The organism is uncultured Algoriphagus sp. (assembly GCF_963974365.1).
Classification (GTDB): domain Bacteria; phylum Bacteroidota; class Bacteroidia; order Cytophagales; family Cyclobacteriaceae; genus Algoriphagus.
This window is the reverse complement of sequence record NZ_CAXBBX010000001.1, coordinates 21,652-38,046: the sequence shown is the minus strand read 5'-3', so window position 1 is coordinate 38,046 and position 16,395 is coordinate 21,652. Positions and strand designations below refer to the sequence as shown.

Genomic DNA, 16,395 nt, shown 5'->3' with positions numbered 1-16,395 from the left:
TTTCCAGGAAAAACAATGTTCGATTATGTTTTCTCCAGAAGATATAAACACTCAATAGATTTCAATTCGTCTCACAGCAACTTCATCCCATCCAATTTTCTGAAAAAATCCTCCCGATAATTCCTGCTGATAGGATAAAGCTCCTTTCCTATCAAAACCTCATTAGCCTGCACTTCATCGATATGCCGCATATTGATGATAAAAGATCGATGGATACGCACAAATTCTCCGGGCAAAGCATTTGCAATCCCGGTCAGGGAAACCAGGGACATTACTTTTCGGCTTGGTGTTATAAATTTCACATATTCTCTTTGGGCTTCAATCGCCTGGATTTCTGAAAAAAGAAACTTCACGATGCGGGTATCGGTCTTGATAAAAAAATAATCAGGTTTCTCAGCGTTTTCTTCTGTAGTCACCTGCGCCGAAAGGTATTCTGTTGCCTTTTCGATTGCCTTTGTAAACCGCTCAAAGGAAACCGGCTTCATCAGGTAATCAATCACATCCAGCTCATAGCCTTTGACTGCATATTCCTCATAGGCAGTCACAAAAATAGTGAGTGGCTTTTCCTCCAATTCATTCAGCAAATCCATACCCGTCATCAGCGGCATGCGAATGTCGAGCAATAGGATATCAACCTGATTTTCTTTCAAAAATCCCAAGGCTTCCTCCCCGTTTTTGCACACCCCAGCGAGTTCCAAATTCGCCATTTTAGATACATAGTCGGAAAGCAACTTCCTTGCTGGCGGCTCGTCGTCTACAATTAAAACATGGTAGCTCATCCTAATTCAATGGTTAACTTCACTTCAAAGTACGTCGCATGCTGATCCAAGGTCAACTCATGCTTTCCAGGATAGATCAGATTCAATCTCTTTCTCACATTAGAAAGCCCCACTCCACTTTCTTCCTCTGCTGTCTTTCGCGCATCGATCACATCATTTCTACTGTAGAAATGTAACCTATCATCTGCATCAATAGTCAGTTTGATATCAATCGTACCATCAATTGTATTTCCATGTTTAAAGGCATTTTCCAGAAAAACCAGAAATATCAGATGGGCAATCCTGTGCCGATCTTTCACACCTTCATACGTGAAAAATATCTTAGGCTTCTCATCCAATTTCAATCGCCACAGCTCAATAAAATTCTCCATAAAGGTGATTTCCCTGGAAAGGGATACAAACTTTCCCTGATCTTCATAGAGCATATGCCGCATCATTTCGGAGAGTTTCATGATCGCCGGAGCGGTATTATTCTCTTTGAAATAAGCCATGGAATAAATGTTATTCAGGGTATTAAAGAGGAAATGTGGGCTGAGCTGTAGCTTCAGAAACTTCAGTTCGGAGGCCAATTGACTATTGCGAAGTTCAATTTCATTTCGCTGAGCTTTGATCAGATTGGCAAAGAACCAGACAACCGTCGTGACCAAATAGAAACCAATGGCCGGAACTGATCTGATGAAATAAGTATAAGCTACAGATTGATGTGACATGCCAAGAATATTGACCCTCAGAAGCACAATGACAATCACCAAAGCAAGTGAAGCGATAACGTAGGAAAGATGCTTGCCTTTAGCATACAGCCTGGGCAGGAGCAAATAGTAATTCAGATACGTGATGGCGGAGGAAGTCAACACATCCGAAATGACGATTTTCCAGATTTCCAACGGAGAATCAATCCAGCTGCTAAGTGAAGCAAATAATATGGCTCCATAGCAAAACCAGAAAAGTACATGCAGCGCATAGAATGCCGGACGCGATATGACAGTATTCTTCATTTTCGAAATTTAGAATTTTAAATAACACCAAATCTCAGCGATCATCCAACTGACTGTTGCGCTCTACAGAAGACAGAATTTCTCCAACCAATGGCAAAAGCTGTCTTTTGAGGCAATTTTTAGAATGGCACTTTTTTCATTCGTAGATCAAATCAGTTGACTGGGTGAGAGAACCTTGCTGTCTATTGATTCCCCCCAAACCCTAGGATTTTTTTTCGTCTATTAGTACTGATGAATTGGGTTAATCCAATTTACAACCCATTGAAAACTAGCACTTCAAAAGCAAAATGACCATGAAAAAACACTTCTTTATTTTTACCCTCTTATTATTCAGCGTTTCCTTCACTTTTGCCCAATCTTCCACGGAGCAGGAAATCGAAAAGCTTTCCATGGACAAATGGCAATGGATGGCAGATAAGGACGTAGCCAAACTGGAAAAGTTATTCGATGATAAAGCAAAGTTTGTTCACATGAGTGGAAGCTGGAAAAAAGACCGGGAACTGGAAATCATCGAATCCGGAAGCATTTGGTACAAGAATGCGGATGTACACGATACGGCGATTGAGATCTCTGGAAACACTGCGTTGGTTTGGAATAGAATCACCTTGACTGCTCACGTGAGAGGAAATGATGTGGAAAATGAATTTACCGTGACAGAGGTATATCAAAAGCAGGGCGAAGAATGGAAAATGCTCGCGCTGACCTTCAGTAGTGTGCGTGATACACATGAGATAGAACATTAATCCCAAAACCAAGCAACCATGAAAAAGACAATCCTAGGAGTATTAATTCTTCTTTTTGCAATCCAGTTCACCTACGCGCAGGAGGAAGCTACCAAACAGGAAATCATTGAGCTCTCCAAGACCAAGTGGCAATGGATGGCAGAAAAGGATGCTGATAAACTTGCGGAGCTATTTGATGACAAATCGGTTTTCGTACACATGGGCGGTGCCTGGGGCAAAGACCGGGAAGTTGACATCATTCGGAGCGGTGGTATCTGGTATAAAAAAACCGATGTCCATGAGGTTTCTGTAGAGATCATCGACAATACCGCCATCCTACTCAACCGCATTACACTGATCGCCGAAGTCGGTGGTAATGAAGTCACCAATCCATTTGAAGTCACGGAAGTATACATTAAAAAGGCTGAGGGATGGAAACTCGGCTCGCTCTCATTTACCAAACTAATGGGGCCTGGGGATCGGTAAGTTAAAGTGAGTGCGACACTCACTTTGGCTCGACAGCCCATTTAGTGTCGCACTAGCCACAACTATTCAAACTAACCATGAAATATTTCTTCCTGTTCATCTTACTCATTAGTTCGCTGAGCTGCAGCAGTCAAACCCAGCCTGAAGTGCAGCTGGGTGAAGTAGCATCGGAAAAAATCCTTATTGTTTACCTCACACGCACCAAAAACACGAAATCTGTGGCGGAAATGATTCACGAAAAGGTCGGTGGAAAGTTGGTTAGTCTGGAATTAGAAACTCCCTATCCGGAAGATTATGCAGCAATAGTCGCACAGGTAGCTCAGGAAAATGAAACTGGGATTCTGCCTCCCTTAAAGACTAAAATTAATCTTACTCAGTATGAAGTGGTCTTTTTAGGTTTTCCTACATGGGGAATGCAACTGCCACCACCTATGAAAACCTTCCTAAGTGAAAATTACCTGAGTGGAAAGACTGTCATTCCATTTAATACCAATGCAGGTTATGGACTAGGTAGCAGCTTTGATAAAGTAGAAGAGCTCTGCCCTGATAGTAAGGTTCTGGAAGGTTATTCCACAAAAGGAGGCATAGAGCGGGATGGTACCCTGTTCGTCATGGAGGGTACCAAAGAAGTTGAAGTAAAAAAGGAAGTCAATGACTGGCTGAGCAGCTTGGGTTTTTAAAACCTCAAATTGATGCCAGAAAAAATTAATCAGAACTAAAAACAGGATGATTCGGACAGCAAGTAAATCACCAATAAGAATAAAAACTGATATGTCAGGAAATACTGCCGCAAACAGGATCAGTGCAGATTTTATGGAACTGTTGGAAAGTCAATTTCCTGTGACAGACCTGCGAAATACAATTAAACTAAGATCAGCTTCGGACTTTGCCCAAAAGCTCAATATCCATGTTAATCATCTTAACAGGAGTGTCAAATCGATTTTCCATAAGGCAACATCGGTGATTATCAGGGAAAGAATTCTGGCAGAATCCAAGCGTCTTCTAAAGCAAAGCGACTGGAATGTATCAGAAATAGCCTATGCCTTGGGTTTTACAGAAGTGACACATTTCAACAACTTCTTTAAAAAGGAAATGGACATGAATCCCTCACAATTTCGAAGATCGACGATTGAAAATATAGATTGATTGGGTTACAAGAGAAAGTCCAGGTCCATGTGGGTCTGGCTTTTCTGGCTTTAGAATAAGGTCTAAACGACCTATTCTATTCAAAAAACCTTTGTTGTAAACCTCAATTAAAGTAAATTTTAAAGGCCTAAGTAGTTGTTATCAGACTCTTTGAACGCAATTCATGAAAACTACAAGCACCAAAATCAACCGTCGATCATTTCTAAAAGTCTCTGCACTTTCCGGAGGCGGAATGCTGCTTAGTCTCAATTGGCTGGCAGCATGCTATCCCAAGCAGGCAGAAACTCTAGCGATGCCAAAGGAGTGGTTTCAGTTCAATGGATTCATTAAAATCGGTGAAAATGGATTGGTCACCATTAAGTCCCCCAATCCAGAAGGCGGGCAAAATGTGAAGACTTCCATGCCTATGATTGTTGCCGAGGAACTCGATGTGGCTTGGGAAAATGTCATCGTAGAGCAAGCTGATTTGGATACTAAATATTTCACCAGACAATTCATTGGTGGAAGTCAGGCGATACGCTCAGGATATACTAATCTTAGAACCGCAGGAGCTACTGCCCGTGCTATGCTGGCCGCAGCAGCAGCCCAAAGTTGGAATGTACCCGCATCGGAGATCACGATAAAAGCGGGAACAATTACTCATAAGCAATCTGGAAAATCAGCACATTTTGGAGAGTTTGCCTCCTTGGCTGCTACGATGCCGGTACCGGAAGAGGTGCAACTGAAAGACAGCAAGGATTTCGGCATTATCGGAAATTCCAAAAAAAACGTAGAAGCCAAAAATATTGTGACTGGCAAACCACTTTTTGGAATAGATACAAAGCGGGAAGGAATGCTTATCGCCATGCTCGTCCATCCACCGGCAATCGGTAAAAAACTGAAATCTCTCGATGGCTCAAAAGCCAAAAACATGCCTGGCATCAGGGATGTTTTTAAGATCAAATCCTTGCAGGATGATTACAAAAGGACATTTTTCGACACCGCTCAATTCACTGATTTAATAGCAATAGTGGGTGAAAGTACCTGGCAGGTTTTGCAGGCAAAGAAAACTATAGAGGCAGAATGGGAAATAGAGGAAGGCTATGAGGAAAAGCGTGATATGTTTGGCAGAGAGGGAATCAGAGTAGTTCCCAAAGGATTGGAAAGTTCCGCCACACAGGAGCAGGTGATGTTAGAAGCTGCAAAAAACCCGCAAACTCAACGGAAAGATGGAAACCCGGAAGCTGCTTTTGCCAAAGCCGCAAAAATCATAGAAAGAAGTTATACAGGGCCATTTTTAGCCCACAACTGTATGGAGCCAATGAACTTTTTTGCCCATGTACAAGGGGAAAAAGTGGAATGTGCCGGCCCCTTGCAGAAACCGGAGTTGACTGAGCAGGCACTTTCTTCCCGATTGGAAATTCCTTTAGAAAACATCGAGATCAAAATGACGCGTTTGGGAGGAGGTTATGGGCGAAGATCTTATGCGCATTGGCTGATAGAAGCAGCAGTAATTTCCCAAAAAATGAATGCGCCAATCAAGCTGATTTATACCCGGGAAGATGAGATGACCGGTGGAATTTACCGCTCGAGATATCAGGCGACCTATAGAGCAGCTTTGGATGAAAACAATGAATTGACTGCTTTTCATGTCAACGCTGGTGGACTTCCTGAGAACCCTCTTTATGCAGATCGTTTTCCTGCAGGTGCAGTAACTAATTATCTGGCAGAAGGCTGGGAAGTTCCTTCCAATATCACTACGGGGTCATTCCGTGCACCGAGATCTAATTTTATGGCTTGCGTGGAGCAGTCTTTTTTGGATGAAGTAGCAGAGGCAGCTGGAAAAGACCCTATTGATTTCCGTCTGGAATTACTGGCAAAAGCCAAAGCTAATCCAGTAGGAGAAGGGAATGATTATGACCCGGATCGATTTGCGGAAGTAATTAAACTCGCCAAAGAAAAATCCAATTGGGGTCAAAATACGGAAGGAATTTCAAGGGGATTTTCTGCTTACTTCTGTCACAACAGTTACGCGGCTCAGGTCCTGGATTTGAAAATCGTGGATGGCCAGGTTAAAATCGACAAGGTGATTAATGCGATAGATTGCGGATTGGTCGTGAATCCGGATGCAGCCAAAAACCTCTGCGAAGGTGCAGTCATTGACGGAATAGGAACCGCCATGTTTGGGGAGCTGACATTTGAAGAAGGTGTGGCGAGCAAATCCAATTTCGATACCTATAGAATGATAAGAATGCAGGAAGCTCCAAATTCTATAGAAACCTATTTTGTGGAAAATGGGGAAGATCCATCTGGGCTCGGCGAACCTGCCTACCCTCCTGTCTTTGCAGCTTTGGCAAATGCCTTATATAGAGGAAGTGGAAAAAGGTTCTATGATCAGCCTTTTATCAATCAGTTAAATAGTTAGAAAAATTTAGATCCTTTTTAAATAACTCAAATCAGTGGCAGAATATGCGTTTCGTTTGAATTTCGTAAGCATCACTCCTTGTAAATAATTAATTTAGAGATAAATACAACACTTATGGCACAGTACAACTTAACTATCAATGGTAAATCTCTCAACGTAGACGTAGATCCTAGCACTCCTATGCTTTGGGTTTTGAGAGATCATCTGGATCTGGTCGGTACCAAATTTGGCTGTGGCATCGCACAATGCGGAGCCTGTACCATTCACCTGGATGGCAATGCGGTGAGATCTTGCCAATTGCCAGTTTCGGCAGCAGAAAACGCTGAAATAACTACCATAGAAGGTATCTCCGAAAAAGGTGATCATCCTGTACAGAAAGCCTGGCTGGAGCATGATGTTCCTCAATGTGGCTACTGCCAAGCAGGTCAGATTATGTCAGCCACTGCACTTTTGAAAAGTAATCCCAGTCCTAGCGATGAGGACATCGATAATGCGATGAACGGTAATATCTGCCGCTGTGGAACCTACACTAGAATCAAAGCAGCTATCAAAACTGCCGCTAAATCAGCTTAAATCCCTAGATCATGACATTACTAGATAAAAAGTTAAATAGAAGGTCCTTTCTGAAAGTCTCCACACTTGCTGGAGGCGGAATGATGCTGAGCTTTAGTTGGCTGGCAGGATGCAAGCCTACTCCTGAGCAGGTTCTCACCATGCCTAAAGAATGGTTTGAAATAAACAGCTACATCAAAATCGGTGAAAATGGGGCAGTTACGCTTTTTAACCCAAATCCTGAATTTGGTTCAAATGTAAAGACTTCCCTTCCTATGCTTCTAGCAGAAGAACTGGATGTGGATTGGAAAAATGTATTTGTAGAGCAGGCAGATTTTTATCCAGAGCGCTACGACCGTCAGTTTACAGGAGGGAGCCAGGGAATCCGTTCTGGTTGGACTCCTTTGCGTACAGCAGGCGCGACAGCGCGTCAACTAATTGTGAACGCAGCAGCCCAAACCTGGAATGTGCCTGCAGGAGAAATCACCACCTATGCTGGAATGGTAGAACATAAAGGATCCGGCAAAAAAGCTGGGTACGGTGAGCTGGCTTCTTTGGCGGGAACCTTAGAAGCTCCAGATCCTGAGACAGTCAAATTGAAGGATATTTCTGACTTCAAAATCATTGGCAATTCCAAAAAGAATGTAGATGGATCCAAAATCGTAACAGGCAAACCTATGTTTGCTATGGATCATAAGGTGGAAGGGATGAAGTATGCGGCTATCGTTCATCCGCCGGCATTTGGAATGAAAATCAAATCTTTTGATAAAAGTTCTGTGACTTCTATGCCTGGAATTCAGGATGCATTTGAAGTAAAGATTTTCAAAGATGATTATGGCCGTAATTTCTTTGACACCACGACATTCCCGGAGATCATTGCCATAGTCGGCAATTCCACCTGGGAAGTATTACAGGCCAAGAAAAGCATCAAAGCAGAATGGGAGAAAGCACCGGAAAGCAATTTCAAAATGGCTGGATGGGGTGGAAATATATCTGACGTCAAAGTTCCTAGTGGGCTGGAGAACTCCAATACGCATAAGGAAAAGATGGCCGAGTATATCACTAAACCTGGAAATGTGCTTAGAAAAGACGGTGATCCTAAAGCTGCTTTCAAGAAAGCTGCAAGAGTTCTCGAGAGAACCTATACAGCTCCTTTTTTGGCACATAATACCATGGAGCCTATGAATGCATTTGCGGATGTGAAAGGAGACAAAGCAGTCATTTATGGACCAACCCAAGCTCCTGAACAGATCAGTCAAACGCTTTCAAGCAGTCTGGGAATACCTAAAGAAAATATTCAAATCAACCTTGCCCGTATGGGCGGTGGATTTGGGCGAAGGGCTTATAGCCATCATTTGACTGAGGCCGCCTTGATTTCACAGAAAATTCAGGCTCCAGTGAAAATGGTCTATACCCGGGAGGATGATATGAGCGCCGGTGTTTACAGACCTACCTATTCAGCCACTTACCGCGCTGCCTTGGATGAAAACAACAATTTACTCGCGCTGCATGTCAAAGCAGGTGGGATTCCGGAATCTCCTATTCATGCGAATAGATTCCCTGCTGGAGCAATTGATAATTACCTGGCAGAAGGCTGGCAAATTGAATCCAATATTACTATTGGTGCTTTCAGAGCGCCTAGATCCAACTTTATCGCCGGAGCAGAGCAAAGCTTCCTGGACGAATTGGCAGAGGAAATGGGCAAAGACCCAATTGAATTCCGACTGGAATTGCTGAAAAGAGCGGAAACAAATCCCGTGGGCAAAGACAATGACTATGATCCTAAGCGATATGCTGGAGTGCTGGAATTAGTGAGGGATAAGTCCAACTGGTCCAATGTTCCAAATGGAATTTCCCGAGGCGTATCGGCCTATTTCTGTCATAACTCCTATGTAGCCGAAGTGGTGGATGTGAGTATCAAGGACAATCAACCCGTGGTAGAAAATGTCTATGCAGCGGTGGATTGCGGAATCGTAGTAAATCCAGACGCAGCGGCCAACATGGGTGAAGGAGCGATAATTGATGGGATAGGCAATGCATTCTATGGTGAAATGGCATTTGAAAATGGAGCTCCTACCAAAAGAAACTTCGACACCTATAGAATGATCCGCCACTCAGAAGCTCCTAAAAAAATTGAGGTTCACTTCGTAGATAATAAGGAAGAACCAACCGGATTGGGCGAACCACTCTTCCCTCCTGTTTTTGCAGCGTTAGGAAATTCACTTTACAAGGCAACTGGCAAAAGGCTTTATGAGCAACCATTCCAGCCGCAAATACTAAAAATGAAAAATTTAAGAATGTAATTTCTTATCCAAAAGAATCGACTTTGGCTATGTCAATGAAGGCTTGATTTCAAGCTATTGACATAGTCAAGTGTTGATTTGGTTACTCCAAATTTTTAGAATGTTAACTGCAAATAAGCGGGCTATTGGAATAACAAATGGAGCAAAAAAGACTAGATCACTATTCTCACGATCCAAAGAGTACGCTACGAACTCTTAATTGAGAACCTTAGGCTCAAGCCAAATCAAAGTCAAAACCAATAAAAACATCCCAAACCAAAGCCAATCAGAAATTTTCTCCTTCGAATTAGCAATTGTCGAAGAAGTATCCTTCTTCGATTGCATAGTTAAGAAATCAGCCCTCAGTTTAGCTGATTGCAAACTTGGCCACTCTTCTGACAGATAACTATAATATTCTAAACTATCGCCCAGAGAAACCCAACCGGAGTCCAAGCTGACGAAGCGCCCAGTCTTGCTAAAAGGATTTACCAGAGATGGTTGTAAAAAAACTGAATCGGATTCAATAGTAATATAATCTACTTGAAACTTTTCTCTATTCAACTGAATTTCAGACTCCAAACCATTAAAAACGGGCTGAGTTAGTTCAATTGCTTCAGTTTCTGAAGGAATCATCACTCCAAGTATTTCTTTCCAAACAGCCTGATATCTCAGACTATCTCCAGCCAGTTTAATAGGGAAAGTCTTACCCAGCAAACTCACGCCTACTTTAGCATTTCCGATTTGCTCCATTGCAACTGCGTGATCAAAAAGAAACTTTTGCGCCACGGCAGGTTCAAACTCGTACGGTTCAGCATCCAAATCATTGGCTATTTCCCTCCGCTCTTCGCTCGTAGCTCTCTTCGCCTTAAAATTGGTTTCAAATGTCTTGTTTATCGCAGCAATATCACTTGCTACCTCATACAGGTTTATCACCAGAACCGAAGCTCCGCTTTCAATTGCTTCCAGCGTTGATTTCTTAGACAGCTGTGCAGGATCTATGATTAGAAACTCAAGGGAATCCGATCCTGTATTTCCGGAACTAAGGATAGAATTTCTCGAAATATCTATCTGCTCAGTCACCTGTTTGCCCGAATTGATCAAAAACTGAGTCAAGGTCCTGATTTCTGCATCCGGAAACCCAAATTGCAAGTGGTATTTAATTGGTCTCCCTTTTCGGGTAAAGAAATTTACATAGCCAAGCAAACTATCATTAGCTATCAATTTAAGCTCATTTCTGCCTACTACAGTTGCAGGAAATTCAAGCTTAAAAGTTCCCGAAAGAGAATCAGTGACAGTTTCTGCTAACGTTTCTCCCTGATTGGAAATTGATATCTTCATCGATTCCTGAGTCACTATTTTGCCCTTCACAGCCTGCATTTCACTTTCCCTAAGGAACCCTTTCCATTCGAGAAACGAAATTGACCCGTCTTCAAAATCAGGAATCCAAAGGATATCCTTGGCTGCAATTTTCAATAACTCTGCCTCTGAGAAATCAGATCCAAGCAGATAAACTGGATTCCCTTCTGCTTTGTAGTTATTGATAGCGACCGATTTTTTGACTCTCAGGCTATCCTTCCAATAGCGTATTTTATCCTTAGCGCTTTCAGCCGAATGCAATAAAATCGCTTCTTCTGCTCGATGTGAGGACCAAAGCGGTTGAAATACATATGCAATCAGTACAAGACAAAACAACCCGTTCAGAGCTATTTTAATTGCCTTTCTGGAGGCATTCAGATCTGATTTAGATATCCAGAAAAGCTGAACGCCCAAAATAAGGATAATCGCAGAAGCGAATAGCCAAGCCCAAGTCCAGGAAATCAGAGGTTCAAATTGAATCATTGTAACTTACTCCAAAAGGCTTTTTCTAATTCTTTTTGTTTGAGAAAAGATGCATTCACACCTTCTCTGCGGGCGATCAAAGGATATAATTTTTGAAACAGTTCCTTCTTTCCTTCCTCGTTTATTTTGCCGGAATTCAATTCCTGAAGCTGCAATAACACCGACCAATCTTGCAAACCGGAATAGTTCATACGGGCTGTCCAGAGTTCTCCGAATTTCTGCACCAAAGCCTTATCGACGGCAGAAAGCTGCTGCTTTGGCAACAAGCCTAGAACCTTAGACGCCAAAGGTGCTAGTCGGCTTTCCATAGCAATTTGCTCTATTTCAATTTGATCCTTCAAATCCTCCAATTCACCTGTCAGTCGCTTTTCCTCTTCCTTGATTGGAGGCGGATCAAAACCCGTTCTCTTCACATAAGCTCGTGATTTTTGCTGTACGCTTTTCAGGTATTCCAGTGCTTTTTGTTGAAATGGCAGGGCTTTTTCCGGTTCAAATAGGCGAAGATGCAGCTCAGACTCCCACATCTCCTCTAAAGCCATTTTCAAAAGGCTCATCGAAGAATTTTCATCCAAGTTAGCCTGTGTAGAGGACTGTGTTTTATTCAGAAATGCACTCATAAGCCCTCCCATTCCATCTTCAAGGTCGTTTGCCTCTACTTCCTTAGGTTCGCTACCCGATTTTTCTTTTTCATGCTCAGCTACCAAATTGACAACTCCAGCTTCGTGAGGATGATCATGGTCATGGCCAGCGAGGAAATCCACAGGCTCAGAGCCATTATTAGTTTCTGAATTTTCCTCACCTAGGTACTGACCGTAGCGCATTCTAAGAAGCTTTTGATCGCTACCAATTAGGTTCGAGGCTGAATTAAATTCTTTCTCAGACATACTTTTCTGAGTCGCTATTAGATTTTCAGTATCAATAATAATTTGCCGCTGGCTACGGAAATACTCAGGCATCACATGGATCGCCATGCCTATCAGGTCCTGTTCTTCCACCCCTGTGGAATCTACATAATTGAGGAAGTAGGTGTCAGAGCAGGAAAAATTAGACTCGGGCAATCTATTATCCATAGCGGCCCAATAGTAATACAATTCATCCCCGGGCTGAAAATCAAATGATTTCAAATCCAGGGTGACTGCTAGCTCTTCAGATTTGAAATTCTGTTTCGGTATGGAAATTCGATTTTCTCTGAACTTCACATTCTCGCCAGAACCTCTTGCTAATGTTGCTACCAGATAAACTTCCTTTATTTTGAAATCATCAGACACTTTGGCTTTCACTTGCATGACCTGTGGATCCTTGGTGAAGTGGTACTTGTAAAGCTCCTTTTCACTAGGCTGAATCACAGGCGCAAAATCGTCAATTGCCTCCAATGGAAAATAATCAGATTCGTATACCACCTTTTCATCTCTCCTTGCCTGAAGGGCATAAATCCCAGATCCAATCATTTTATCCTGAAGAATAAATTTTTCTTCTGATTGGGTAAAAGGCAGGCTTTTCCCATTCGAATTGATCAATTCTAAAGATATATCCTTGGTATTCACCATTTCCACAACCCACTTAATATCAGAGTTTATAATTGTCTTTACCGAAAGTTCTGATTGAATAGTATTTGGCAAGCCGGTATAGGCTGGCGGGACGATAGAAATTTCCACAGAACTCATTTCCACTGGCAAATTTGCCACTGAATTCACCTCCAGTTTATCTTCCGACTTAACCTGAGTTTTGGATGAATTTTCCGTCGGTAAGCTCAAAAGCAATAGACCATAGACTGCGAAAATTAGAAGTACCGCACTCAGGAAGGGCCAGGTATTCTTATACCAAATCTCAATTGCTCCACCTTGAAAAGTAGCATTCACCCGCTCCCACTGAAGTTGCTCAGCGATGTTTTTTGATGGTTTGGAAAGGAGTTCCAGACTGAACTCCAAGTCAGGAAAACTATCATGAAGTAGCCGTAAAGCCTGTGTTCGCTTAGGTTGGAACAAACCCAAAAAATACCCGAAAACCAAGAATCCACTCAACCCTATTACGCTAATCGCAAAGATAGAAGAAGTGAAAATAATGGAAAATACAGCCAGAGCAAACCCTGAGAGCAATGCTTTCAACCCAACTTGAAGATAGAGTTGACGCTCAATATTGGCGATATAGCGTTCGATTTTGCTCATATCCCTTGCTGGTTTGCAAAGTATCGCTCGGCTGCAAAACAAAGCAGCAATAGCCCTAAAAGGAGCAAATCGAGGTTGGCTTTCTTTTCCTGGGTATTTCTCCCTCCAACAATAAACCTGCGCTCAAACTGAGACTGACTCAACTTTATGTCTTGCCGCTCAATTCCAGAAAATGAGAGAAATGCCTCCAAAATCACTTCCGGAAGCTTTCCTGTCTGAACCAACTCAGATTCCTCAAAATCCAACTGATCCGGGAAAGTAAGCAAGTTTGATTGCTCTGAATAGGAATAATTATCCGAGACAAAGTAAAGCTTATCACTCTTCCTTTCTGCAGGCAGCTTGCTATCGAAAATCAACTTTGCCTCTTCCAACTGCTGCATTTCTTCAAACTCAAACCCGTAAACATCATTGATTGCCTCTAGAGCGGCTTGGATAAATGTCCGCTCTGAAGAAGACACTTCATTTAACAAGTATCCAAATCGTTCCTTCTCAAATACTCTTTCCCCTTCGGCTTGTTGCCCTTTTGGAAGAGAATCCAATAACCCTTGCTCGTTTACTACCAGTGTTTTTTCTCCACCTAAAGTAACGGTCTGAGGCTTAGGCGTAGTAATATCTGCACTTCCTAAGTACAGGTTTGGTTCGATATTGCTTAAAAAGAACGATGAACCAAACGTGTTTTCCGAATTGCTCAAATACAGATTCAGGTCAGTAGCTTCAGAAGGAAGCTTATTCAGAGCTGCCTGTAGATTTAAAGTCATATCCTCAAAAAGCAAATCTTCTATGGATTCAATTGGGGTCAAAGCTTCATCTGCCCAATAGACTTCTTCACCTTTTTCCAGCGCCTGCTGAAGCTCAAATTTATATTCCTCAGTGATCTGTTCACTAGGTTGCACCAGGTGAATAATCCGCTCTTCAGAGACTTTACTAAGCTTTGGAACAAATAGCTTACTGAGCAATAACACCAATATCACAAGCATCAGAATCCGCAGCAAAAGCACCAAAATATTTTCTAATCGTATGCCTTTTGCAACAGAACTTTCTTGAGTTGGGAGCCAATGCATCGCTGCCCAAGACATTACCTTTCCCTTTCTTCCACGCCACAGGTGGATAAGAAAAGGTATGCTAATTCCGAGCAAACCCCAAAGCAATATGGGCTGTAGCAACTGCATCAGAATAGGGATCTTTGTGATAAAAATTCACTGATCACACCGGCGATAGAATCCGTCAATCGCACCTGAAACAAATGAACTTGAGGTATAAGTAAAGATTGTTTAAATTCTGATAAATAGTTATTTATAGAATCGTTATAGGTTTTTTCTATCGCCTTTCCATCTAGAATAATTGATCGATCTGACTCCAAATCCTGAAGTGTGAAATTGCCCTTTAAATCAAACGCCATTTCCTGATTTCCTAAAATCTGGAATAGCACAATCTCTTTTTTGGGGTGGCGCATTTGCTCCACTATGTCCAGCCACTCATTATCCTTTTGCAAAAAATCAGAAACCAGAATGATCAATTCCTTCTGCCTGCTTTTCAAGACTGGGAACACCTGCTTTGACACTGGCCAAGAACCAGCTGCTGTCTCTTCTTCCAAAAAGTACAGCATGCGTTGGAACGCTTTGGGAGAGGCAGAGACCTTCTGCTCCACTCTACCATCCTGACAGGTAAAGTAACTCAATGAATCGCCTTGCTGATGTGCTAGGTATGCTAGGGAAGCAAGGAGGTTTTTAGCGTAGTCTAAGCGCTTAATCCCATTTTCCTCGTATTTCATCGATCCGGACAAATCAAGCATCATACGGATCTGTAAATGGCTCTCTGTTTGGGATTCCTTGATCATATGCTTGCCAGACCTGGAAAAGTACTTCCAATCGATCCTCTTAGGGTCGTCACCTGGTTCGTAATACCTGTACTGCTCAAACTCAGAACCCACACCAACCCTCTTACCGAGATGTACGCCATGTTTCAGCTGCTCGCTGATGATCTTAGCGGCGAGCTTAAGGTTATTTAGTTTGATGATTTCCAGATTACTTGCCTGCATGTATCGGGAGCGCTTCGAGGATTTTGGAGATAACCGCATCTGGCTGGATATTCTCAGCTTCTGCCCGGAAATGAAGGGAAAGCCTATGCCTCAAGACAGGATATGCGAGTGTTTTGATATCCTCAGGAGTGACTGAATAGCGACCTTTCACCAAGGCTCTAGCTTTGGCACAAAGGATCAAAGCCTGTCCGGCACGGGTGCCTGCACCCCACTCTACATAATCTATAACTGACTGTATTTGTGAATTATCAGGCCTTGTAGCTCGAATTAACTTATTGATGTAAATCAACAGCTGAGAATCTATATGAACCTCTCTTGTCAGCTTCTGTAAGTTTTGAATATCGCTACCGGTGAAGACTACTTCAGGTTTGCCTTTGTAAGTCCCAGTAGTCTTTTCCAGTACATCCAGCTCCTCCTGCTCGGAAGGATAACCTAATTTGATGTATAAAAGAAAGCGATCTAGCTGCGCTTCTGGTAACGGATAGGTTCCGGCTTGCTCAATCGGGTTTTGCGTCGCTATGATCAAAAAAGGAGCCGGTAGCGGATGATGCTGCCCTCCGTAGGTCACCACCTTTTCCTGCATGGCTTCCAATAGCGCTGCCTGAGTTTTAGGAGGAGTTCTATTGATTTCATCAGCCAGCACCATATTGGCGAAGATCGGACCTCTATTGAACTGAAAGAACTTCTTCCCTGTCTCATGGTCTTCTTCCAAGATCTCAGTTCCAAGAATATCCCCTGGCATCAAATCGGGTGTAAATTGAATTCTTTTGAAGTTCAGCTCCATCCCTTGCGAAAGAGAATTCACCATCAATGTCTTTGCTAGGCCAGGCACTCCTTCCAGCAAACAATGCCCCCCTGCTAACAGGGTAATGATAATCTCTTCGATCACAGATTCCTGACCGACGATGACTTTAGCTATTTCTTTTTTGAGCTGGGGAATCTTAGCCACCAACTCTTTATATGCTGTTAATTCTGTGTTTTCCAAAC

Annotated in this window: 14 protein-coding genes; 7 read left to right on the top strand and 7 right to left on the bottom strand. The window is 42.6% G+C overall.

All coding sequences use genetic code 11. The annotated features are described in order from the left end of the window. Window positions 1-71: 71 nt before the first annotated feature. Window positions 72-779, bottom strand: a complete 708-nt coding sequence (locus tag AACZ87_RS00170; protein ID WP_339863692.1) for a response regulator transcription factor — start codon at window positions 777-779, stop codon at window positions 72-74. Then, on the bottom strand, window positions 776-1,774 hold the full coding sequence (locus tag AACZ87_RS00165; RefSeq protein WP_339863690.1) for a sensor histidine kinase: 999 nt from the start codon (window positions 1,772-1,774) through the stop codon (window positions 776-778). The genes AACZ87_RS00170 and AACZ87_RS00165 overlap by 4 nt, the downstream gene beginning before the upstream one ends. Window positions 1,775-2,067: 293 nt before the next feature. Here AACZ87_RS00165 and AACZ87_RS00160 point away from each other — a divergent pair, with 293 nt between their 5' ends. The 7 genes from AACZ87_RS00160 (at window position 2,068) to AACZ87_RS00130 (ending at window position 9,387) form a co-directional block, all read left to right on the top strand. Continuing rightward, a complete protein-coding gene (locus AACZ87_RS00160; RefSeq protein WP_339863688.1) occupies window positions 2,068-2,517 on the top strand; it encodes a nuclear transport factor 2 family protein in 450 nt (149 codons plus the stop codon). Between the two features lie 18 nt (window positions 2,518-2,535). Further along, window positions 2,536-2,982: a nuclear transport factor 2 family protein gene (locus AACZ87_RS00155; RefSeq protein WP_283411591.1), complete on the top strand. Its 447-nt coding sequence runs from the start codon at window positions 2,536-2,538 to the stop codon at window positions 2,980-2,982. 77 nt (window positions 2,983-3,059) lie between these two features. Next, window positions 3,060-3,662 carry a flavodoxin gene (locus tag AACZ87_RS00150; protein WP_339863686.1) on the top strand — a complete coding sequence of 201 codons (603 nt, stop codon included), beginning with the start codon at window positions 3,060-3,062 and terminating at the stop codon, window positions 3,660-3,662. Window positions 3,663-3,753: 91 nt separating this feature from the next. Further along, window positions 3,754-4,128, top strand: a complete 375-nt coding sequence (locus AACZ87_RS00145) for a helix-turn-helix domain-containing protein (protein WP_283411593.1) — start codon at window positions 3,754-3,756, stop codon at window positions 4,126-4,128. 163 nt (window positions 4,129-4,291) lie between these two features. Further along, on the top strand, window positions 4,292-6,532 hold the full coding sequence (locus AACZ87_RS00140) for a molybdopterin cofactor-binding domain-containing protein (protein ID WP_339863682.1): 2,241 nt from the start codon (window positions 4,292-4,294) through the stop codon (window positions 6,530-6,532). A 114-nt stretch (window positions 6,533-6,646) separates the two neighbouring features. Further along, window positions 6,647-7,105 carry a (2Fe-2S)-binding protein gene (locus AACZ87_RS00135; RefSeq protein ID WP_092895145.1) on the top strand — a complete coding sequence of 153 codons (459 nt, stop codon included), beginning with the start codon at window positions 6,647-6,649 and terminating at the stop codon, window positions 7,103-7,105. Window positions 7,106-7,116: 11 nt separating this feature from the next. Beyond that, entirely contained in the window at window positions 7,117-9,387 is a 2,271-nt protein-coding gene (locus AACZ87_RS00130) for a molybdopterin cofactor-binding domain-containing protein (protein WP_339863680.1), read from the top strand. Window positions 9,388-9,582: 195 nt separating this feature from the next. Here the strand turns inward: AACZ87_RS00130 and AACZ87_RS00125 are convergent, their stop codons facing one another. From AACZ87_RS00125 to AACZ87_RS00105, 5 genes are read right to left on the bottom strand one after another with little or no spacing between them, the layout of a single operon-like run. Further along, window positions 9,583-11,205 (bottom strand): hypothetical protein, encoded by a 1,623-nt coding sequence (locus AACZ87_RS00125; protein ID WP_339863678.1) that lies wholly within the window; start codon window positions 11,203-11,205, stop codon window positions 9,583-9,585. Further along, window positions 11,202-13,370, bottom strand: a complete 2,169-nt coding sequence (locus AACZ87_RS00120; protein ID WP_339863677.1) for a hypothetical protein — start codon at window positions 13,368-13,370, stop codon at window positions 11,202-11,204. The genes AACZ87_RS00125 and AACZ87_RS00120 overlap by 4 nt, the downstream gene beginning before the upstream one ends. After that, on the bottom strand, window positions 13,367-14,539 hold the full coding sequence (locus AACZ87_RS00115) for a BatA domain-containing protein (RefSeq protein ID WP_339863676.1): 1,173 nt from the start codon (window positions 14,537-14,539) through the stop codon (window positions 13,367-13,369). The genes AACZ87_RS00120 and AACZ87_RS00115 overlap by 4 nt, the downstream gene beginning before the upstream one ends. Continuing rightward, on the bottom strand, window positions 14,539-15,408 hold the full coding sequence (locus AACZ87_RS00110; RefSeq protein WP_339863675.1) for a DUF58 domain-containing protein: 870 nt from the start codon (window positions 15,406-15,408) through the stop codon (window positions 14,539-14,541). Before AACZ87_RS00110 ends, AACZ87_RS00115 begins: the two co-directional genes overlap by 1 nt. Beyond that, entirely contained in the window at window positions 15,395-16,393 is a 999-nt protein-coding gene (locus tag AACZ87_RS00105; protein ID WP_339864519.1) for a MoxR family ATPase, read from the bottom strand. The genes AACZ87_RS00110 and AACZ87_RS00105 overlap by 14 nt, the downstream gene beginning before the upstream one ends. Window positions 16,394-16,395 lie beyond the last annotated feature (2 nt).

What these genes read in the sequence shown, in the direction of transcription:
- AACZ87_RS00170 (WP_339863692.1), bottom strand. Translation starts at nt 779, where the DNA reads ATGAGCTACCATGTTTTAATTGTAGACGACGAGCCGCCAGCAAGGAAG.
- AACZ87_RS00165 (WP_339863690.1), bottom strand. Translation starts at nt 1,774, where the DNA reads ATGAAGAATACTGTCATATCGCGTCCGGCATTCTATGCGCTGCATGTA.
- AACZ87_RS00160 (WP_339863688.1), top strand. Translation starts at nt 2,068, where the DNA reads ATGAAAAAACACTTCTTTATTTTTACCCTCTTATTATTCAGCGTTTCC.
- AACZ87_RS00155 (WP_283411591.1), top strand. Translation starts at nt 2,536, where the DNA reads ATGAAAAAGACAATCCTAGGAGTATTAATTCTTCTTTTTGCAATCCAG.
- AACZ87_RS00150 (WP_339863686.1), top strand. Translation starts at nt 3,060, where the DNA reads ATGAAATATTTCTTCCTGTTCATCTTACTCATTAGTTCGCTGAGCTGC.
- AACZ87_RS00145 (WP_283411593.1), top strand. Translation starts at nt 3,754, where the DNA reads ATGTCAGGAAATACTGCCGCAAACAGGATCAGTGCAGATTTTATGGAA.
- AACZ87_RS00140 (WP_339863682.1), top strand. Translation starts at nt 4,292, where the DNA reads ATGAAAACTACAAGCACCAAAATCAACCGTCGATCATTTCTAAAAGTC.
- AACZ87_RS00135 (WP_092895145.1), top strand. Translation starts at nt 6,647, where the DNA reads ATGGCACAGTACAACTTAACTATCAATGGTAAATCTCTCAACGTAGAC.
- AACZ87_RS00130 (WP_339863680.1), top strand. Translation starts at nt 7,117, where the DNA reads ATGACATTACTAGATAAAAAGTTAAATAGAAGGTCCTTTCTGAAAGTC.
- AACZ87_RS00125 (WP_339863678.1), bottom strand. Translation starts at nt 11,205, where the DNA reads ATGATTCAATTTGAACCTCTGATTTCCTGGACTTGGGCTTGGCTATTC.
- AACZ87_RS00120 (WP_339863677.1), bottom strand. Translation starts at nt 13,370, where the DNA reads ATGAGCAAAATCGAACGCTATATCGCCAATATTGAGCGTCAACTCTAT.
- AACZ87_RS00115 (WP_339863676.1), bottom strand. Translation starts at nt 14,539, where the DNA reads ATGCAGTTGCTACAGCCCATATTGCTTTGGGGTTTGCTCGGAATTAGC.
- AACZ87_RS00110 (WP_339863675.1), bottom strand. Translation starts at nt 15,408, where the DNA reads ATGCAGGCAAGTAATCTGGAAATCATCAAACTAAATAACCTTAAGCTC.